The 18023-nt window shown below is 60.2% G+C and carries 21 protein-coding genes; 12 read left to right on the forward strand and 9 right to left on the reverse strand.

Annotation, left to right across the window (positions count from 1 at the left end):
• Nucleotides 1-198 precede the first annotated feature (198 nt).
• Genes LMA02_RS12665 through LMA02_RS12680 form a run of 4 tightly spaced genes read left to right on the forward strand, consistent with a single transcriptional unit; the run spans nucleotide 199 to nucleotide 5160 of the window.
• Entirely contained in the window at nucleotides 199-1374 is a 1176-nt protein-coding gene (locus tag LMA02_RS12665; protein WP_228905256.1) for an N-6 DNA methylase, read from the forward strand.
• 11 nt (nucleotides 1375-1385) lie between these two features.
• The gene (locus LMA02_RS12670; protein WP_228905258.1) at nucleotides 1386-2270 is read left to right on the forward strand and encodes a hypothetical protein; all 885 of its coding nucleotides are present in this window, start codon (nucleotides 1386-1388) and stop codon (nucleotides 2268-2270) included.
• An 8-nt stretch (nucleotides 2271-2278) separates the two neighbouring features.
• On the forward strand, nucleotides 2279-4231 hold the full coding sequence (locus LMA02_RS12675) for a hypothetical protein (RefSeq protein ID WP_228905261.1): 1953 nt from the start codon (nucleotides 2279-2281) through the stop codon (nucleotides 4229-4231).
• A complete protein-coding gene (locus LMA02_RS12680; RefSeq protein ID WP_228905266.1) occupies nucleotides 4228-5160 on the forward strand; it encodes a hypothetical protein in 933 nt (310 codons plus the stop codon). Before LMA02_RS12675 ends, LMA02_RS12680 begins: the two co-directional genes overlap by 4 nt.
• 6 nt (nucleotides 5161-5166) lie before the next feature.
• Here the strand turns inward: LMA02_RS12680 and LMA02_RS12685 are convergent, their stop codons facing one another.
• The 4 genes from LMA02_RS12685 to LMA02_RS12700 form a co-directional block, all read right to left on the reverse strand.
• Nucleotides 5167-5607, reverse strand: coding sequence for a pyrophosphatase (locus LMA02_RS12685; RefSeq protein WP_228905268.1), 441 nt, complete (start codon nucleotides 5605-5607; stop codon nucleotides 5167-5169).
• Between the two features lie 108 nt (nucleotides 5608-5715).
• A complete protein-coding gene (locus LMA02_RS12690; RefSeq protein ID WP_228905270.1) occupies nucleotides 5716-5856 on the reverse strand; it encodes a hypothetical protein in 141 nt (46 codons plus the stop codon).
• Complete coding sequence (locus tag LMA02_RS12695; RefSeq protein ID WP_228905272.1) at nucleotides 5853-6134, reverse strand: hypothetical protein; 282 nt, start codon at nucleotides 6132-6134, stop codon at nucleotides 5853-5855. Before LMA02_RS12695 ends, LMA02_RS12690 begins: the two co-directional genes overlap by 4 nt.
• 20 nt (nucleotides 6135-6154) lie before the next feature.
• Nucleotides 6155-7123, reverse strand: coding sequence for a hypothetical protein (locus tag LMA02_RS12700; protein ID WP_228905274.1), 969 nt, complete (start codon nucleotides 7121-7123; stop codon nucleotides 6155-6157).
• Between the two features lie 768 nt (nucleotides 7124-7891).
• Between LMA02_RS12700 and LMA02_RS12705 the strand changes: the two genes are divergently transcribed.
• The gene (locus LMA02_RS12705; protein ID WP_228905276.1) at nucleotides 7892-8317 is read left to right on the forward strand and encodes a hypothetical protein; all 426 of its coding nucleotides are present in this window, start codon (nucleotides 7892-7894) and stop codon (nucleotides 8315-8317) included.
• A gap of 15 nt (nucleotides 8318-8332) precedes the next feature.
• Nucleotides 8333-10588 (forward strand): DotA/TraY family protein, encoded by a 2256-nt coding sequence (locus LMA02_RS12710; protein ID WP_228905278.1) that lies wholly within the window; start codon nucleotides 8333-8335, stop codon nucleotides 10586-10588.
• 60 nt (nucleotides 10589-10648) lie between these two features.
• Here the strand turns inward: LMA02_RS12710 and LMA02_RS12715 are convergent, their stop codons facing one another.
• The 3 genes from LMA02_RS12715 to LMA02_RS12725 all read right to left on the reverse strand — a co-directional run bounded on the left by LMA02_RS12715 (nucleotide 10649) and on the right by LMA02_RS12725 (nucleotide 11623).
• Nucleotides 10649-11008, reverse strand: a complete 360-nt coding sequence (locus LMA02_RS12715) for a hypothetical protein (RefSeq protein ID WP_228905281.1) — start codon at nucleotides 11006-11008, stop codon at nucleotides 10649-10651.
• 15 nt (nucleotides 11009-11023) lie between these two features.
• Entirely contained in the window at nucleotides 11024-11287 is a 264-nt protein-coding gene (locus LMA02_RS12720; RefSeq protein WP_228905282.1) for a hypothetical protein, read from the reverse strand.
• A gap of 69 nt (nucleotides 11288-11356) precedes the next feature.
• Nucleotides 11357-11623: a hypothetical protein gene (locus LMA02_RS12725; RefSeq protein WP_228905284.1), complete on the reverse strand. Its 267-nt coding sequence runs from the start codon at nucleotides 11621-11623 to the stop codon at nucleotides 11357-11359.
• Between the two features lie 84 nt (nucleotides 11624-11707).
• Here LMA02_RS12725 and LMA02_RS12730 point away from each other — a divergent pair, with 84 nt between their 5' ends.
• From LMA02_RS12730 to LMA02_RS12745, 4 genes are all read left to right on the forward strand, one after another.
• Nucleotides 11708-12190 carry a 3'-5' exoribonuclease gene (locus LMA02_RS12730; protein ID WP_228905286.1) on the forward strand — a complete coding sequence of 161 codons (483 nt, stop codon included), beginning with the start codon at nucleotides 11708-11710 and terminating at the stop codon, nucleotides 12188-12190.
• 294 nt (nucleotides 12191-12484) lie between these two features.
• Nucleotides 12485-13054 carry a 3'-5' exonuclease gene (locus tag LMA02_RS12735; RefSeq protein WP_228905288.1) on the forward strand — a complete coding sequence of 190 codons (570 nt, stop codon included), beginning with the start codon at nucleotides 12485-12487 and terminating at the stop codon, nucleotides 13052-13054.
• Between the two features lie 63 nt (nucleotides 13055-13117).
• Nucleotides 13118-13726, forward strand: coding sequence for a YkgJ family cysteine cluster protein (locus tag LMA02_RS12740; protein ID WP_228905291.1), 609 nt, complete (start codon nucleotides 13118-13120; stop codon nucleotides 13724-13726).
• 205 nt (nucleotides 13727-13931) lie between these two features.
• Nucleotides 13932-14435 (forward strand): hypothetical protein, encoded by a 504-nt coding sequence (locus LMA02_RS12745; protein ID WP_228905293.1) that lies wholly within the window; start codon nucleotides 13932-13934, stop codon nucleotides 14433-14435.
• An 85-nt stretch (nucleotides 14436-14520) separates the two neighbouring features.
• Here LMA02_RS12745 and LMA02_RS12750 read toward each other — a convergent pair whose 3' ends face one another.
• Nucleotides 14521-15618, reverse strand: coding sequence for a site-specific integrase (locus LMA02_RS12750; protein WP_228905295.1), 1098 nt, complete (start codon nucleotides 15616-15618; stop codon nucleotides 14521-14523).
• 439 nt (nucleotides 15619-16057) lie between these two features.
• On the opposite strand from LMA02_RS12750, the gene LMA02_RS12755 reads away from it, so the two are divergent.
• Nucleotides 16058-16225, forward strand: a complete 168-nt coding sequence (locus LMA02_RS12755; protein ID WP_228905297.1) for a hypothetical protein — start codon at nucleotides 16058-16060, stop codon at nucleotides 16223-16225.
• Between the two features lie 24 nt (nucleotides 16226-16249).
• Here LMA02_RS12755 and LMA02_RS12760 read toward each other — a convergent pair whose 3' ends face one another.
• Nucleotides 16250-17152 carry a LysR family transcriptional regulator gene (locus LMA02_RS12760; protein ID WP_228905299.1) on the reverse strand — a complete coding sequence of 301 codons (903 nt, stop codon included), beginning with the start codon at nucleotides 17150-17152 and terminating at the stop codon, nucleotides 16250-16252.
• 117 nt (nucleotides 17153-17269) lie between these two features.
• Here LMA02_RS12760 and LMA02_RS12765 point away from each other — a divergent pair, with 117 nt between their 5' ends.
• Nucleotides 17270-18007 (forward strand): SDR family oxidoreductase, encoded by a 738-nt coding sequence (locus LMA02_RS12765; RefSeq protein WP_228905301.1) that lies wholly within the window; start codon nucleotides 17270-17272, stop codon nucleotides 18005-18007.
• The last annotated feature ends 16 nt before the right edge of the window (nucleotides 18008-18023 follow it).

Here is an 18023-nt window from a genome sequence, read left to right on the forward strand (position 1 = left end):
GTCGAAGCTTCCACCTAAGCTGGATTTTTTGGACGAAGCGATCGTGACATGGGGTCGGCTATCGCTTTAGAATATGCGGTTGCGCAAGGGGGGGAGATGGCGGCGTCATCAAGTGGTCTTAGGCAACAGCCGACCCAGTCGGGCCAGTACTCCGATCCATGGGGGCGGTACTACACTTCTGCTGAAGTCGGCCGCTCGTTGATCGAGCGCATCAAGGCACACAAGCCCAAACTGGTGCTAGAACTGGGTTCAGGCTCAGGATCTCTATGTTCGGCCGCTGCCAACCGATGGCGCGACGCCCAGCTCGTCACGGTCGATGTTGATCGCCAGGCCCCGAAGCGACTAGATGCAGAACAGATTGGCCCAAACTCGAAGCATATTCACTTTGTGCACGACGCGCTTGATGAAGCGCTCTCGGACAAGATCGGACTTTGCCTGGGTACCGTGGACGTCGCGGTCTGCAATCCGCCCTACATCCGGCCGCGGTGGCGATCCGACTTCGGCAAGATCCTGGAGGACGCGGGCCTTTCAGCCGCTCTCGCCTCACTTCGGGACGCTGGCGCCGACCTGCTTTTCTTAGCACAGAACCTGCGGCTGTTACGCCGCAATGGCAAGCTCGGATTGATCCTGCCGGATGGGCTGATCACCGCCGAGCGGTTCAGTGGCGTGCGCCAAGCGCTTATGCGCCAACACAAGATCGAGCAAGTCGTTCAGCTTCCACGCGGGGTGTTCAAGAGCACTGAAGCTCAGACCTACCTCGCCGTGCTCTCGAAGATGGCTGGAGAGACCGACCAAGTGAAGCTGCGGCAGATGGGGCATGACGGACGTCTGAGCGCGGCTATCGAGGTTCCTCAGGATCTCGCGGCCAAGCGACTCGACTACACGTTCCACGCGCGGCCGAGCTTTCAAACGCGCCACGGCACCCTTCAATCGATCGCTGTGGGCGCGGCCGTTACGCATGTCGTACGAGGGACGATTTGCTCGTCAGCGATCTCGGCGTTTCCAACGCCGGTGTTCCACCTTAGCGACTTTGCTGAGTCCACTAGCGAGCGGGGTATCCGCGTCGTCCCCAAACGCTTCGCCCTCGGAAACCGATCCGCCGGAATTGCGTCGCAGGATGCCCGCTTGGCGCTACCCGGCGATATCCTTTTGGCACGAGTGGGCCGGAGGCTTGAGAGCCAGCTCGCGCTGGTGGTCCACGGCCCATGCGTCATCAGCGACTGCGTCTTTGCTCTGCGCACGACCGACGAGTACCGGGAGAGGCTTTACCGTTTCTTTGAAAGCGAAGCCGGCCGGCTTGCTCTCGCGACATCGGCCCATGGCGTCGCGGCCAGGTTCTTATCAAAGACCAACCTTTTCGAAATCCAATTCTGAACGGCCGAACGATGTTGCAGATACCCCAACTCGGTAGCTTCGATCAACTTGCCGTGGAGCGGGCGGTCCACGCCCTTAGCCGCTCGAACGTGCGCAACCCCCTGTCCGTCGAGCGCATCAAGGTGTGGGTCAAACAGTTCGTGTCGGACGAGGAAAAGACACTTGCTTGGTTGATCCTGCGCAACCTGATTTTCCGGACCAGCGAACAGCTGCAGTCATCGATGCGCCAAGCCTTGAAGCAGGCTGCGCTGCACTTCCTCGACAAGACTGGCCAGCGGGATACGGTTGCTTGGACCGACGCCCTGAAGGGCGCCGCGGGGCTGGCTTTCTACTGCGGTCCACCGTCGGCCGCGCTCTACAGCAAGCCCGGCAAGAGCGGCGACGTGATCGCTAGGGCGATCAATCAACGGTACGGCATCGAGAAGTTGTTCCCATCCGACGTCACAGTACTGAGCGAGAAGGAGCGATTCATTGTCGTGGACGACGGCACTTACACTGGCACACAGCTTGCTAACTTCCTTGAGAGTTGGGAACAAGACTATTCCAGCGGGCGCGTGGCCATCGCTGTCGGTATGGCACACCAAACGGCTTGCGATCACCTGCGCACCCGGTTTCCTGAGGTGCCGCTATTCCACGGTGAGTTGCTGACGCCGGAAACCTGCTTCGTCTCGCTGGCCCAGAAGTGGATCGAGACTCAGCAGTGGACGTACGATAAATCGCCCCTTGAGGTCTACGCTGAGGTTCACAATCGCGCCCAGCCATTTAAGGAAGGAAACGGAGAAAATGGCTACGGCAACATCGGCGCGTTGGTTGCGTTCAGCCACGGCGTGCCGGATGACTCGATTCAGTTGCTCTGGGGCGCTTCCGAAAACTGGAAACCTCTGGTCGAACGATAGGCTTGATCATGCATATTGACGCTTCCATGCTCGCGCGCACCCGCGCAGAGGAACATAGCGCCGACGTCTGGGGCGAATTCTTCATCCCCCCCTACTTCGATCGGTTGGCTCTCACGTCGGCCACGCGCTCGGTCTACATCACCGGCAAGCGCGGCTGCGGCAAGACCATGCTGCTGAAGTACTTCGATTACCACACCGCATTTTCCAAGCGGCGCAAGGAAATCCCGGTCGATGCCATCAACCATGTCGGCATCTACTGGCGCGTCGACACTCAGTTCTGCAGCTCGCTGAAGCACCGCGGCATCGAGGACGACGAATGGAGCGTGGTGTTCGAGAGTTACTTCGGCCTGGTGATCGCCACCGAACTCCTGCATGCCGTCGAGACCATCGCCGAGAGCACCTTCTCCGGCTTCAACCGTGAGGATCTGGCCGCGCTACGGCTGCCCAGCGCCGCAGACTACCTCGCCGAGGCACCCACTAGCGTGCGCGAGCTGACCAAGTACCTTGAATCGCTGCGGCGCAGGTTCACGACCTGGGTGTCCAATGTCAAGGCCATGGACTGTCCTATTCTGCCCCCGGGCCGAGAGTTCATCCTGTCCTTGATCGCCGACTTGCAGGCCAACGTGGCACTTTCGACGCTTGCCGTCTTTGTCTACGTCGACGAGGTCGAGAACCTGGTGCCCTACCAGCGCCACGTGCTGAACTCCTTCCTAAAGCACAGCCAGCGCCCGATGATCGTCAGCTTCACGTCGAAGGAACATCCATCCGACAACGACACGTCCGGCTCCGAGTCAATCAATGCAACCCACGACTACCGGCTGGTAGACCTAGACTACTTGCTGGCCCTCAGCGACACCGCGATGATTTTTTTCGCCGAGGTGTTCCTTGGCAACCTGGACATCGCCGCAGGCCGAAGGGAGAGCGAGCGGCTGGATATCGTCAGGTCGCACGACCGGCTGGCTGAACGCCAAACACCTGCATATCAGAAGGCGGTGCTGACCGACATGCGCACGCGGTTCCCCAACATGGCGGACAAGCAGATCGCCATCCATGCTCTGCAGCAGGCGCCACTACGCAAAAGCATCCACGAACGGATCAGCAGGGCCCTGAAAGATCGCAAAAGCGGCCTGACCGTCGATGATTTCCTGTTCGAGGGCGCGCCGGCTGAAGCAGTCGTGACGCTGCCCGCGCTGCTGAACCGAGAAACGCTTCATCCCGACAAGGTGCTGGCCGAGCTGAAGAGCTTTGCCACCGATCAGAAGGGGCAGTTCAGCAGCAGTTGGGTGCACAACAACCTGTTCGGATCCCTGCTGGAGTTGTATCGACCTTTCGGGCGCGAATGCCCGCTGTATAGTGGCTTCGAAACTCTGTGCACGATGTCGAACAACAACCTGCGGAATTTCCTCATCCTTTGTTACAAGACTCTCGAAGTCGCGGAGTTGCGGGACCAGCCAGACGCGCCGTACGCGGTATCGATCCAATGCCGCGCGGCATACGATGCGTCGGAACAATTGATCAAGGAAATCCGGACGTTTGGGCGATTCGGTGAGCCGCTGCGGATGTTCGTGCTGAGGCTGGGCAATATCTTCCGGGCGTTGCAGGCCAGCCCGACCATGAGTGAGCCCGAGCAGAACCAGTTCACGATCAATTCAGGCGGTCGCTCGCTCAATAAAGCCGAGCAGGACTTCATCGCGGAGGCGCTGCGCTACGGCATCTTGGTCGAGCAATTGGAAACCAAATCGAAGTCCGGCGTTGGACAGGACATCGTCGACTACCTATTGAACCCTATCTACGCGCCCTACTTCCAGATTAGCTACAGGCGCAAGCGCAAACTCGAAATCTCGGTGGAGCAGTTCCACACACTGGTGATGGGCAACGAGAACGAATACAAGGAGCTGGCTCGTGGCCTCGCGCGGCAGCTATCGGACACCGACGCCCAACAACTCGGCTTGCAGTTATGATGAAGACAAAGTTTTTCTCAGTCTCCGGCAAAAGCGCTGCAGACCTCCAACTTCCCGAGGACATGATCCTGCTGCACGGCGAGGAATTGGATGATCGAGGTGAATCGGCCTGCCGAAGCGCGCCTGAAAACGGCCGAGTCCAGCTGAGCTTCGGTGTGGACGACATGTCGCTGACCGTCGGTACACAGAAGAAGTCCAGCGACTCGGCCGCCGAACTGCTAAGCGAGTACGACTGGCGCAAGGTGGTGCTAGAAGCCACCACACTCGGCTTTGCCGAGCTGTTTTGTGCCGTCAACGCGCTGCTGGCGAGCGGCGCCACCTCGATCAACATCATCTACGTTGAGCCGGCCGAATACACGCGCGACGGCAAGGGCGCAGAGCTGTTCGCGCTGTCCGAGCCGACCCGCGGTTACGTGGCCATTCCGAACGCTATCGTCGACCTAGCCAGCGAGGAGGTCGAAGCCGGGGTATTCTTCCTCGGCTTCGAGCCTGAGCGGCTCGACCGTGCACTTGAGGAATACCAGATGATCGCGTCGAAGTACGTAAAGGTGGTGTTCGGGATCCCGGCATACCATCCTGGCTGGGAGCTCGATGCCATCATTCCGCATCTCACAGCTCTGGAAAGCCACAAGCTGCAGCTCGATTATTGCTCGGCCAACGACCCTGAGGCCGCGTTCGAATGCCTCGAACGCACGCGCGACACACTTAGTGCCGAAAAGCGGATGTTCGTTGCGCCCATCGGCCCGAAGCCATGCGGCATCGCGTCGGCGATCTTCGCGAGTGTCTATCCCAAGCAGGTTGGCCTTCTGTTCGACCACCCACGTCGCAAGAAGAAGCGTTCCTCGGGCGTTGACCTTTGGCATCGATTCACGGTGACGGTCGATCGCATCGACGAATCGGCGGCTGCGGCGCCAGCCGCAACCGCCTGAACCGGTTCAGGTCTTGGCGTTGGCAATGGCGGCCTGGAGGAGTTCCCTGATCTTCGGCTCGGGCTTCCAGTAGTTCGGCCCCTTCAGGAACTTGCCGTTGTCGTCGTAGATGGGCTTGCCGTCCGCGCCGAGCTTGCTCTCGTTGCTGTCCATGATGATAGACAAAACCTCTTCGAGCGGGATGCCGTATTTCAGCGCTTCGGACCGGCAATAGACGATCACGTCACCAAGAAGATCGGCCACTGCCACGAGGACATCTAGGGGATCCACCTGTCGCTCGACGGCAATGACGATCTCGTCGATCTCGTTGACCTCGTCCAGCAGGGTCGCCTTGAATTTTCGCAACCTGTCGGCAGGTGCGGCTGGCAATACGGGGCTCGGCTGCGCCGGCAGCTTGTACATCGCGTTCATCGCGGCGATGCGCTTGGCAAAGGTCGGTTCAGTCAATCTTGCTCTCCAACAACGATCGGGCATCAGGGTACAGTAATACCGCCCGCCCAAAGTCATTTATTCTAGATGTGTCGCCGGCGCAAGGCACCAGAGCGGCGCACGGCTCTACTGCGTCAGCGTCGCCAGCCTTAAGCCTCTCATGGTCTTCGCCAGGGACGCCCGCGCCCACTGTTGCTGTAGCGAATAGTAGAACAGGTTTTCAAGCAAACCGTCCAGTCGCTCGATCTGTCTTGGCAACAGCTTCATTGCGTCGGCGCCTGCATGGCGACCGCTGGCACGTTGAGCACATTCGCAGGCGAGAGCCGGCGCGTCTCGCATTCGAGCGAGCGTTGCGCCTCGGGCAGACCGGCCATTTCCCGCGCGATACATGCTGCGTTGTCGCCACAGTAAACGCTTTCTCGCTCGACTTGCTGAGGATCCTTGCCCCCGCACGGATTTCCGTCGACGGGCGCTGCGGTGGCGAGTGCGGAGACTAAAATCAGTGTGGCTGCAACGGCAAGCAATAGCATACGTCGGAAGCTCATGTCGGTCCTCGAGTGGTTCGTTAACAAGTAGGATCGTTTCGGCGGTGCGCAATGTACGGACGTGCCTTCGCACGCACCGTTTGAATTTCCGGGCCGATGGGTGCGACGCGGATCGACGATTGGCCGGCACGAGCGCGTGCGTAGTGTCGCCCCGCCGTGTCGTCGCTGGCGTGACCTAGCAACGCAGCGACCTCCTCCTGTGTCCATCCCGACGATTTCGCATCGGCCGCGAATTGGTGTCTGGTCGAGTACAACGTCGGATATGTCTTCCGTGAACCGAAGCACGCTCTCGTTGCCCTCTTCATGTAGTGCGTCAGGGCCGCTTGCAGCCGCTCGAACGGCATCTCGCGCTCATAGCCCTCGAGCATCGCGAGGATCTCGTGTACGACGTCCACGTCCGCCGTCGACGTTGTGGACAGGTCGAGGGTACGGAACGTGCCATTGGCGCGGCGGTTCGTGGCCTTCCCATTCTTCACGATCAAGCATGGCCGACCACCGATCTCTACAAGGCCAGCGTGCTCCCATTCACTCGGGCGGAGGCCTGTAATCCGGGATGCAAGCAGCCAAGTCCGCAGCGCGTTCGCGAACCTATGCCGACCGATGTTGGCATTTAGGTAGGCGTGGAAGCGGTCGAAATCTGCCTGCTTGAAACCTTTCTGCTTGGTCGCCGAGGTTCTGGTTCCCCGCTTCATCGCACCGGTCGATGACTCAGCATCAAGCACCGCAATGGCCACGTGCAGTTCCTCAAGGGCGACCGAATCATCCGTTTCGATGGCGAGTGATTGGAAATGGCTACGAAGCGCGTTCTTGTATTGCTTCCAGGTGTTCCTTCCGATCGTCGGTTTACGACCAATCAGGTGATCGACGATAGTGGTTGGGGGGACCGAATAGGGGGAAAAGTAGCCGAGCTCACGTGCAACTCGGGAGCGAATCTGCAGAGCTCTGTTGGCATAGCTTTCCTCTGTTTTCGGAGTTCGAGTTGTGGTCATCTAAGGTCAAAAATCTGGTGTCCGTACGTTACTTGGCTCGGCGTCACGCCTCCGCTCCCTGCGGAGCTCCGCCGAACGCCAAGCCAAGTAACGCCTGAGGTTGCTCGATTGCGTCACATGTGACTCGGATGGCCGAAGGTTTTCAATCTGGAAAACGGACGGTTGGGTCACATGTGGCGTGCGAGGATGATTAGCGGCGGCAACTTGGGTCACATGTGGTTGCATCTACTACGCACCAGCTCGATCGATTGGGTCACATGTGACCGCCGCGGGTCTCGCCGTCTGCAAAAGTGAGTCACATGTGTCTCCCGTTGCTGCGCACCACCTCTCGAGTTTGGGTCACCTGTGACCAGCGGGCTCTTCAGGCGGACCGAAGTGCGTCACATGTGACCTCGTTACCCTTGGTTCAGTGCTGCCTGCCGCTATCGGCAGCCGAAGCGAGCGTCACGGCTGTAATTTCAATCGCGCCAGCTTCATTCCCACTCTCCTTTTCGATTAAGTGAATTGAAAACATGAAAGGTGAAAGTTTATGGGGAAAATCAGCGGCCATAGCATCCCCGCTTCCAGACGGATAAAAATTCCACCACTTTCATCACACTATAAATATAATTCAATTCGCCAAGTAACTGATGAACAAGGATTTTTTCGTTGCACTATAACAAAACTCAATCCCCACATCCTTTCACCTTTGGATGATGTTATTAACGCGTATTTTTGCGCATTAGTGCGCGTTGTCAGCCCCATTTATTTTCACCTTTGAGGACAACCATGCGGATTTCCACCCCTCATTCGATTGTGGCGGCACCTGTAGCGACGTGGTTGCTGCGATCCCTGTTCGGCTATGCAGTGCTGGTCTGCGTCAGCCTTTGGTTCCCCGCAGGCCTTCACCGCGTCGTAATGGGGCGCCGTGATTGGTGGCACTTCCCACTGACCTACGTGGCGCTGCTCCCCGGCGCAATCGCCTGGATCGCCGCGGGCCGGCATCCGCTTGCGGTCGCCCTCCTGGTGAGCGGTGGCTTATTTTGGTACGGGCTGCTGGTCAAGGATCTCTTCACGATGTGGAGCTGGCATTGGCCCTTCGGTTCGATCGCCGACCGGTTCGAAGCGCTCAACAAGCGTTTCCACCTCGTCGAGAACGCTGGGGTGTTCGTAATCGTCGCGCTCGCAATGGCGCTTTTCGCGCAGCTGTCCTGACTAGGGACCGCGACGATGAAAAGAATCCCCGTCCTCGCCGTGTTGTTGCTCACCGCTTCCGGCGCAGCACTAGCCGCTGACGCGGGCAGCATGAGCCTTCACGCCTTCTCTCCGCCGGTGGGCGACGCAGCAGTCGCGTACCTGCGACAGGTCTTTGGCACGGTGATCGATACGATCACCGCGAATGGCAATGCACAGGGCATGACGACCGATTCGACACTCGGTGCGATGCTGCAGCCGTTCAACTCGGCCGTGCTTTTTGTCGGCATGCTGTACATGGTCTATACGACCGTGAAGGGTACGGTCGATTCGGCTCATGACGGCGAATTTCTCGGCGCCCGTATGTCGTCGGTCTGGGTGCCGATTCGCGCAGTCGCGGGAACGGGCATGTTGCTTCCGCTCGCGTCCGGCTATTCGCTGATTCAGGTCCTCGTGCTCTGGCTCGCGATCCAGGGTGTCGGAATCGGAGACGCGACGCTTTCTGCGGGCTTGGACTACGTGACAAGCACGTCGCTTGTCGCGCGACCGAATCTCCCCGAGACGCGCCCGCTCGCGGCCAATATCCTGCGGTACGAAACGTGCATGGCGGCCATGAACAAGCAGTATGAGGCGTCAGGTCGATCGACTCGCATTACGGAGCAGGAGCATTCTCGGACCCTCAGCAATACCGGCGAGCTCGGCTTCGGCGATGCGGTGACCGCTGGTGCCGCCGGCGCGGCCTTTGGACCTCTCGGCGCGCTTGGTACGGCCGCGAACGCGTTGGCGAACGCGACATACACAGTTACCGACTATCAGTGGGCCGCAAATGACAACTCGTATACGAATCCCGCCGTGTGTGGTGCGATCAGTTGGCAGCAATCGGCCGCATCTTCTCAGGGAGACGGAAACGCGTCGATTTCCAAAGCGGCAATCATGCAGGCTCATGCGAACGCCGTGCACGCAATGATCGCCTCTCTGCGGCCAGTGGCAGAACAGATCGTGGCGGGCCAAAAACCAGCGCCGGGTGCAATTGAGCAAGCTGCGGCGACATACGAGAACACGCTTTTTTCAGCCGCCAAGTCGGCGCTCGACTCATCCCAGCAGAGCGCAAATCGCACACAGTTCATCGACAACGCGAAAAGCGCCGGCTGGCTATTCGTCGCGACGTGGTACAACCAGCTAATCCAGCTCAACGACTCCATGCAGAGCGCATTGAACACTCTGCCCGCCTCGAAGCCGGTGAATATCGATGACAAGGAGATTGGTGACGTGCTCGTCGACTACCGAGACGCGATGGCAGTCGCCGACGAATACATCAAAAATCACAGCGCCGCGGTTCAGGATGCTTACGATCAGCAGGCGCAGGATGCCGTCACCGTTCCGCACTCGTGGGAGGATATGAAGCGCCTCCTGTCGCGTCCGGCGATCGCAGCGATCCATCAGTTCGTCGAGCGGCTCGCCGGGGGCGGCATGTCACATGTGGCTCAGGTCAAGTCGGTCGGCGACACGATCATAGGCGCGGGCGAGGCCATAATCGCCGCGACATTCACGGCGACCGGCCTGGCGGGCTCCAACGCCGCGACGCTCACGATCGGTAACGTGTTCAACATCGGAACCGCTCTGTCGTCGATCAGCGGGGTGCTAACGGCCCTCGTCATCCTGATTTTTACTTTTGGCGGGACGTGCGCTTACTACATCCCCATGATTCCGTATATCGCGGGCATTACCGCCGTAATCAAATGGTTCGTGCTCGTATTCGAATCCGTCATCGCGGCGCAGCTCTTCGGTGTGGCGCACGCGCACCCGGAAGGACACGACGCCGTCGGGCACGCTGGCCCCGGCTACATGCTGCTTCTCGGCGTCACGCTGCGCCCCGCCCTCACGGTCCTCGGCTTCTTCGGGTCGATCTGGCTCGCCCAGCCCATCTCCGAGTTCGTGAATCTGAGCTACGCAACGACAGTAGCGGGTGCCGAGCACAACAGTCTGACCGGGATCGTCGGGTTCATCGCATACGTCGCGATCTACGCAATTATCATGACGACGGTCATGCATGGGGTGTTCACGCTAACAAACTGGGTACCCGATAACGTACTGCGCTGGATTGGCGGGCGTCTTGGCGCTGATGGCGTGGCCGATCGCGAGCCGGGTGAAGCGTCCGAACGATTCCACAAAGGTGTGGGTACGCTGACGCAAAACTCGATACCGACTGCCGAGAGCGGGAGCTCGAATCGTCCAAACGGAGATAGTGCCAGCGCGCCCCAAGTGCGCGACCTTATGCCGCCAGTGGACTGAGAGTTGGGGAGGGGCCAATCGTCCGGGCCCCTCCAGCGGTACCGCTGCCAAAGGGGAGCCCTACACACCAAATCGCCGACCGGCGTTAGGAGTCATCTCTCCACTGGTGACATCGTACTCGTAGCCGTGCTCGTCTAGATAGTTACATACCGCCGTATTGCCGATTTGCGGCAATGCCGCCAGCAACTTGTGTGTCGGATCCAAAGCGGCCAGCGCTTTCCGAAGCTCCTGCTGCTGCGCTTGCCGTCCCGCCAGCTGCGCACCATTCTTGAGAGCCGCCATCTCAGCAGATCTCAATTTTGCGAGAAGATCATCGGCATACGCCTTCCACTCGGCTACGGTTGCTCGAGCGTCTGCCTGCACTTTACGCGCTCGAGCCTGGGCGAAAGCCATCCCGTCAAGGTAGTCGGAAGACGACATTGCTCCCTCCGTTGGTTAATCGAATGCGAGCTCGACGTTGTAGACAAAGCGCTGAAACGCCCTAGTAGCGGATACGCTCGAACGCTGAAGCCTCTGGGTCTCGCGATCAACGGCCGCGTAAAACGCGCCGCGAGACAGTTGGACCGCTTCGATTACAGCATCCGTGCTTGGGCGCAGTATGGCCCGCACGGCGCCAATCTCACCGTCCGTGAACAGTTGCGGCAGCGCCTCAACGATAGCATCGTCGAGGAGCGCGTTCGATACAATTGACGTCGTCATAGTCATCACCTGTGTGTGAGGTGGGTTGTGACAGGTCCGCTGCAGGGTTGCCGCCCTGCAGCGGACCACTTACTTGTCCGCTTTGCTCCGCCATGCCGCAAGATCGACGGTTGCAGTCGGAACGTCGCGATCCCTCAAATAGCGCAGGGCCGTGTCAAGGCTCGCAAAACGCCGGCGAGGCTCGCGTTGAGAGCGCAAATAAAACGTGCCATTAATGCGGACCTCCCATCGGTCACCGCCGTCGCTCGGTACCAATTCGACGACCCTGACCGCATCGGCCAGAAGGAGCGCACTGAATTGCGCATCGGTTAGTGAATTTTCATCAGTTGCGCTCATGATGATTATCACTTTAGCACTAAGTGATCGTCGAAAGTATAATTTTGACTAACGATGCATCAATCTCACAAGCAACGAAACCCCATGTCTAAACTGCCCGCTGCGCGTAGCGTTTGGAAGACTCGATACTTCGTGGATACCGAGTTCACGGACTTTATTGATTGCCAGCTCATCAGCCTGGCGGTCGTTGGCGAGGACGGCAGTGAGTTCTACGGCGAGTGCTCCGACTTCGAGCAATCGGCATGCAGCGAATTTGTTCGTGCCGCCGTATTGCCCCAGCTCGGCCAGTTTCCCGGCCGCTCGATGCCGGCAAGGCAGCTCCGCGACGAGCTAAGGACGTGGCTGCTCGCCCTGCCGGCAAAGCCCAAACGAGTCCTGTGTTTCGACTATCAGGGCGACTTCGATCTGCTCTACGACCTGCTCGATGGCGATATTCCGACAGGCTGGAAGTGTGAGCACATCGGGCGCCGGCTCAACGTTGAACGGCTGGAAGCGTATTTTCGCGAACACGGTGGACGGCACCACGCGCTACATGACGCACGCGCCAACGCTCTTGCGTTCACGTAATGGGACTTTGGCCCGCAAGTGTTGGCGCTATCGTGAGGTGACGGTGAAAGAACATGGGGCAAACTGGGCATTGCCGCTTATCGACGTCGGCGACGGCAGCGGCGACAAACTCTTGCAGCTTCCGACCGAGTTGCTGGACGCGCTCGGATGGACAGTTGGAGACGAGATAGAGCTATTCCCTCAGGAAAACAGTGAGCTTCGGTTGCGGCGGGCTAAGCCGGGGCGCTTATGAAACTCACGCTAATGTCCCGAGAAAGCGCTGTCCTGCTCAGCCGAGAAACCGGAGCTACGTATATGCCGCCAATCCTCGTTGTGGATCTCGAGGCCACGTGCGACGAAAACGTGCCGTCGTTTGACATGGAAACGATCGAGATCGGTGCGGCTTGGATTGCGGCCGATGGAGTCGTCCTCGATCGCTTCCAATCGTTCGCGCGGCCGATCGTCAATCCAACGCTGACGCCTTTTTGCAAGCAGCTGACCGGGATCACGCAGGCCGACGTGGACGCCGCACCGCTGTTCCCGATGGCCGCTGATGCGCTGCGCGCCTTCGTTGCGAAAAACCAGGATGCAAGTTCCGTTTGGATGAGCTGGGGGGCTTGGGACCGCACGCAACTCGAACGCGATAGTGCACGGCACGGCGTCGCCATGCCGATTGCTCTGCCACATCAGAATGCCAAGCGCCTTTTCGCCAAGACGAAACGTATCAAGCAAGTGGGCATGGCCAAGGCCTGTGAGCTTGTCGGACTCACCCTCGTCGGCGCACATCACCGCGCCCTCGACGACGCGCTGAATGTTGCCCGGCTGCTACCATGGGTGTTGGGTAATTCCAACCCTGTCGCTGCCGTCGCGGCGCTCAAGATTTGACGGCTCCTGTCCGATATAGCGCTTTGCAAGAGCACGTTGCAACTCTTTATCTGGGGAGATATCGTGGCATCAACACCCGTTAAGTTTTTCAAGAACCCTGAGGACGTAAAGCTCCCACCGATTCCACAGTCACTCGTTGACGAAGCCAATGCGCTTTACGTATCGCTGAATGAGCCGGGACAAGAACTGGGCGCACAATTACAGCGCGTGTACGCGTACCTCGACAGGTTCAAACCGTACATTAGCGAGTTCGTCTCCTGCTCGAAGGGCTGCTCGCATTGCTGCTCGATAGACGTCCAGCTGACCACTCTCGAAGCTGAGTACATACAGGTCAATACGGGCGTGCCGGCTCGTACTGACGGTCGTTTGAGCACCGGGCATCGTAAAGCCTGCCCTTTCCTCACCGAGGCGGGGGCCTGCGGGATATACGAACATCGGCCGCTCGTGTGTCGCATGTTCCATGCTTTGGGTGACCCAGAGAATTGCCGGCCAGGTCGCTCGCAGATCCAGTATGGCGCACCGCCAAAATACGGGAACAATATCTTCGCAAACCTGATCGGGTGGGTGCACCACGTCAACGCACATGGGAATGGGACGTGCAAGGATATTCGGGACTTCTTTCCCCATCCTCGGCCTCAGGTTCAATCGTTCCTGTCGCAACGACCTGTTTGAAGCGCAAACCATCTACGCGGTCGCCTCGGGTATATCCGTCATGCCTACCTCTCGAACATCTGTTGGCCCAATTTGGTGGGAAAAAACTGTCGAGTATCTATACGCGTCAAGGGAGTTGTCTCGGTACTCCTTCGTCGCACCGCTCGCTGGCCGGCAGGAAGCAGCCGGCGATGTGGTACTGAGGGACCTTAATGCACGATGGAACTTGATTGAGTTCAAACGCACGGCAGCCGATATTCAGTCGGAACTGTTGAAATACGATCACAGGGGGGAAGCCTTCGGTCAACTCGCCGAATTTTTGTGCATCGGCAGCAAGAGCGCCCCTCACTTCATCGTATTCGGCTGTTGCGATGAATTGGGAATGTTGGAGCTCCGGGCGCAACACTATTGGGGGCGCTGGACCGGTGTCAAATCCGCAGAGGATCGCCATGTCGAGGTTGAATCGATCCCCAAACTCGGCCGCGAATATGACCACTTCGTGAAATATCTGACTGCTCTGCTTTCCATCAAATCCAAAACGGCATCAGGCTCAGCGGGCTCCCTGCAATTTAATGCAGTCGTTGGGATAGCCGGCGATCGCGTCGTAACGGCGAGTCTGTCGGACTTCATCGACCGGACGCCGAAGCTCGCACGTCAGATTCAGGTTACCCCGCCTGCTCCGGATCTGACGATGCCGGAGCCTAATCCCAGCTGGGGTATGGAGCCGTAACGGTTTGTGCGCGCGCCTCATACGGTCGTGCGTAGTTTGGTGGTTACGGGCTGAAAGCTTCGTACAGCTCCTATCACCCGCCCGGTCACGCGGTACCGCTCGCCGGCGCCAACCGCTTCGCCAAGTTCAACTTACGCGCGAGGCCCTCGGCACGAAGATGGGTGTAATCCTTCAACATTTGCAGCGTCTTGTGTCCGGTGATCGACGCAGCCTCGATCCGATCCAAGCCGAGCTCGAACAAGCGGCTAGTAGCCTCGTGCCTGAGATCGTGGAAGCGGAGCCCTTCGATCTGAGCCCGCTCGCACGCGTTCTCCCATGCCGAACGTAGCTCGGATGTCTTGATCGGGAAAACCGGCCCGCCCTTGAGAGGGCGCGGCATAGCTCCCAAGATGGCACAGGCGGTAGCCGTCAGCGGTACTATCCGACCGTCGCCGTTCTTCGTGTCGTGGAGCATGGCTGTTCCATGGTCACCGACGATTCTCACATCGGACCAGGTCAGAGCAAGAAGCTCCCCTTGCCGCATAGCCGTTTCGATAGCCAATCCAACCAACGGCACAACAACAGTTGCTCTCCGTGCCTTCGCAAGCTCCGCCAGCAACCGCGCCTCTTCACCGTCCTCCAGCCGACGGCTGCGGGATCGCCCGGCACGCGGCAGTTCGATCTCGATGACCGGGTTTTTCACATCCATCCGCCACCGCTTTCGCGCGATGGTGAACACGTGCGACAAAAGTGCGGCCAGCTTACGTTTCGTGGATTCCGACAGCGGAGCGCCAATCATCGGCCCCTGCTGCTCTCGGCGCAGCCCATTCAAAAAGGCGAGGATGTCTTCCGGCGTGATCCGGTACAGGCTTTTCTTCGCCAGGCTGCTGCGCTGAATGCGCGCGATCTTGTGAGCTTCCGAGTCCGACGACTTCTTCTTCGACGAAATCTCCTTGTTGTACCGATCGAGGATCGTCGACAGCGTCGCTGCCTTCACGTCGCTGCGCTTCGCACGAGTCTCAAGCAGGCGCTTCGCATCCGGATCCAGCGTCAAGGCCGCGCGCTTGGCGTCGCGAAACGCCCTAGCCTCTTCGAATGAATCAAACGTCCCGACAATACGATGGCCGTCGACCATCAGCTTGACTTGGAATGAGAACGGGCCGCGCTGGTAGATCCCCCGTTCGATCGTCGTATTTTTTCTCAATTTGTCCCAGTAATTCAGCCGGAATATTGGAAATGGATTGTACAGCGGGCCTCTCAGCCCTCAAAGTCAGGGGACTCAAAATCCCCCGCCGCAAGGCGTGCCGGTTCGATTCCGGCCCTGGGCACCATCGAATTCCTTCAAAGCCTTATCCAGCAAGGCATCCCGGCAGTTTAGGGCGTGTTTCTGTGGTAACTTCCGTGGTTACCACATCCTATGAAGCTACGCCTAGGCGCGCTCACCGGATAAGGCTTTGAGGCCCACGGTTCGATTCCTAGAGTCCGGCCCTGGGCACCAGCATTTCGCAGCGTCATGCGCTGCACTCGAAACCCGCGCAAGCTCGCTGCTTCGCGGGTTTTTTGTTTTTCGGCCGTACGCCGCAACGCGTGCCGCCCTCCGGCGGTCCAAGCATCATGATGAATGCGCGGCACGGAGGCAGGCCATGTCGATGCGCACGATGTCATCCGCGCTCTGCCGCGGCGCGCTCGCGGCGGTGCTCGTCCTCGCGCTCGGCGGATGCGACGTGCTGACCGCACCGCCCGTGCCCGACTGGCCTGGGCCGCATGCGCCCTATCCCTTCCCCGACAACATCCCGCATCGCACCGAATGAACGGCCGCCTTGCGCCGTACACGCTCAGCCCGTCAATTCCCGCACGAAGTCGAGAAACACGCGCACCTTGGCGGAAACGAGATTCGACGCGTGGTGATACGCATAGAGCGGGAATGTCTCGTCCGCCCATTCCGGCAGCAGCTGCACCAGCCGCCCTTCGGCAAGGATGTCCCTCGCATAGAGTTCCAGCAGCTGCGCAACGCCCTCTCCGCCAACGCATGCGCCGAGCAGCGCCCCCGTATCGTTGACCGTCAGCCGGCCGGTGGCGTCGAACGGCACCACCTCGTCGCCGCGATGGAATTCCCATCCGTACGGCCGGCCCGTCACCGGATCGCGAATCAGCACGCAGCGGTGCCCGTCCGCGAGATCCCGCGGGTGCCGCGGCTCGCCGTGACGCGCGACATAGGCCGCCGACGCGCAGGTGAGCACGTGCGTCTCCAGCAGCAGCCGCGCACGGTATGACGACGGCTCCGGAATGCCGAAACGCACCGCCACGTCGAACCCGTCGGCGACGAGGTCGCCCATCCGGTCGCGCACGCTGATCTCGACGGACAGCTCGGGGAAGCAGTCGAGGAATTCGGCCATCCTCGGCGCCAGCACGTAGTGGCCGAAGGTGCCGTCCACGTTGACCCGCAGCCGTCCCCTGACACGCGCCCGGGAACGGCCGGCGTCGACCGCCGCCTCCTCGATGCCGGCCAGCAGCGGCGCGACCGCCTCGTAGAAGCGCCGCCCTTCGTCGGTCAACGTGATCGCGCGCGCCGTCCGGTTGAAGATCCGGATGCCGACGCGCTCTTCCAGCCGCGCGACCGCGCGGCTCACCGCCGGCTGCGTCAACCCCATCGCCTCGCCCGCGCGCGCGAAGGTACCGGCCTCGATCACCGCCGAGAGCACACCGATACCGCTGAGGAGCCTGCTGTCGAACGCCATGAGACATACTTTCAGTCATTCTTGATCTGATCATTATTCATTATTTTTATTTATCGAGGAAGCCTACATTAGTCCTGTCGCCGGATCGCCCGGCCCTCACGAACCAAGGAGCAGGACATGAACGCATCGAAACAGGTCGCCCTCGTCACGGGCTCGTCGCGCGGCATCGGCGCGGAAATCGCTCGCCGCCTCGCCCGGGACGGCTTCCAGGTCGTCGTGAACTACGCCGGTGGCGCCGGCCCGGCGCGCGAAGTGGTCGACGCGATCGCCGCCGACGGCGGCGAGGCCATCGCGGTACAGGCGGACATCGCCGACCCGGCGGCGGTGACCGCGCTGTTCGATGCGGCCGAGCAGGCGTTCGGGCGCATCGACGTGGTCGTCAACAGCGCGGGTGTCATGAAGCTCGGGGCGATCGCCGACTACGACGACACCACGTTCGACCAGACCGTCGCGATCAACCTCAAAGGCACCTTCAACGTCAGCCGCGAGGCGGCAAAGCGCGTGCGCAGCGGCGGCCGCATCGTCAACCTGTCGTCGACGATGGTGGGCGTGCGTCTGCCCACCTACGGCGTGTACGTCGCGACCAAGGCAGCCGTCGAGGGACTGACGCAGGTCCTCGCGCAGGAAATGCGCGGCCGCGGCATCAGCGTGAACGCCGTCGCGCCGGGGCCGGTCGCGACCGAGCTGTTCCTGCAGGGCAAGAGCCCCGAGCAGGTCGATCGCCTGGCGAAGATGAACCCGCTCGAGCGGCTGGGCCAGCCCGCGGACATCGCCGGCGTCGTCGCGTTCCTCGCCGGCCCCGACGGCGCGTGGGTCAACGGCCAGATCCTGCGCGCCAACGGCGGCATGTGCTGACCGACGCAGGAACCGC

The sequence above is a fragment of the Burkholderia sp. B21-005 genome, from assembly GCF_020843965.1.
Lineage (GTDB): Bacteria > Pseudomonadota > Gammaproteobacteria > Burkholderiales > Burkholderiaceae > Burkholderia > Burkholderia ambifaria.

What these genes read in the sequence shown, in the direction of transcription:
- LMA02_RS12670 (WP_228905258.1), top strand. Translation starts at nt 1,386, where the DNA reads ATGTTGCAGATACCCCAACTCGGTAGCTTCGATCAACTTGCCGTGGAG.
- LMA02_RS12675 (WP_228905261.1), top strand. Translation starts at nt 2,279, where the DNA reads ATGCATATTGACGCTTCCATGCTCGCGCGCACCCGCGCAGAGGAACAT.
- LMA02_RS12680 (WP_228905266.1), top strand. Translation starts at nt 4,228, where the DNA reads ATGATGAAGACAAAGTTTTTCTCAGTCTCCGGCAAAAGCGCTGCAGAC.
- LMA02_RS12690 (WP_228905270.1), bottom strand. Translation starts at nt 5,856, where the DNA reads ATGAAGCTGTTGCCAAGACAGATCGAGCGACTGGACGGTTTGCTTGAA.
- LMA02_RS12695 (WP_228905272.1), bottom strand. Translation starts at nt 6,134, where the DNA reads ATGAGCTTCCGACGTATGCTATTGCTTGCCGTTGCAGCCACACTGATT.
- LMA02_RS12700 (WP_228905274.1), bottom strand. Translation starts at nt 7,123, where the DNA reads ATGACCACAACTCGAACTCCGAAAACAGAGGAAAGCTATGCCAACAGA.
- LMA02_RS12705 (WP_228905276.1), top strand. Translation starts at nt 7,892, where the DNA reads ATGCGGATTTCCACCCCTCATTCGATTGTGGCGGCACCTGTAGCGACG.
- LMA02_RS12710 (WP_228905278.1), top strand. Translation starts at nt 8,333, where the DNA reads ATGAAAAGAATCCCCGTCCTCGCCGTGTTGTTGCTCACCGCTTCCGGC.
- LMA02_RS12715 (WP_228905281.1), bottom strand. Translation starts at nt 11,008, where the DNA reads ATGTCGTCTTCCGACTACCTTGACGGGATGGCTTTCGCCCAGGCTCGA.
- LMA02_RS12720 (WP_228905282.1), bottom strand. Translation starts at nt 11,287, where the DNA reads ATGACGACGTCAATTGTATCGAACGCGCTCCTCGACGATGCTATCGTT.
- LMA02_RS12725 (WP_228905284.1), bottom strand. Translation starts at nt 11,623, where the DNA reads ATGAGCGCAACTGATGAAAATTCACTAACCGATGCGCAATTCAGTGCG.
- LMA02_RS12730 (WP_228905286.1), top strand. Translation starts at nt 11,708, where the DNA reads ATGTCTAAACTGCCCGCTGCGCGTAGCGTTTGGAAGACTCGATACTTC.
- LMA02_RS12735 (WP_228905288.1), top strand. Translation starts at nt 12,485, where the DNA reads ATGCCGCCAATCCTCGTTGTGGATCTCGAGGCCACGTGCGACGAAAAC.
- LMA02_RS12755 (WP_228905297.1), top strand. Translation starts at nt 16,058, where the DNA reads ATGTCGATGCGCACGATGTCATCCGCGCTCTGCCGCGGCGCGCTCGCG.
- LMA02_RS12760 (WP_228905299.1), bottom strand. Translation starts at nt 17,152, where the DNA reads ATGGCGTTCGACAGCAGGCTCCTCAGCGGTATCGGTGTGCTCTCGGCG.
- LMA02_RS12765 (WP_228905301.1), top strand. Translation starts at nt 17,270, where the DNA reads ATGAACGCATCGAAACAGGTCGCCCTCGTCACGGGCTCGTCGCGCGGC.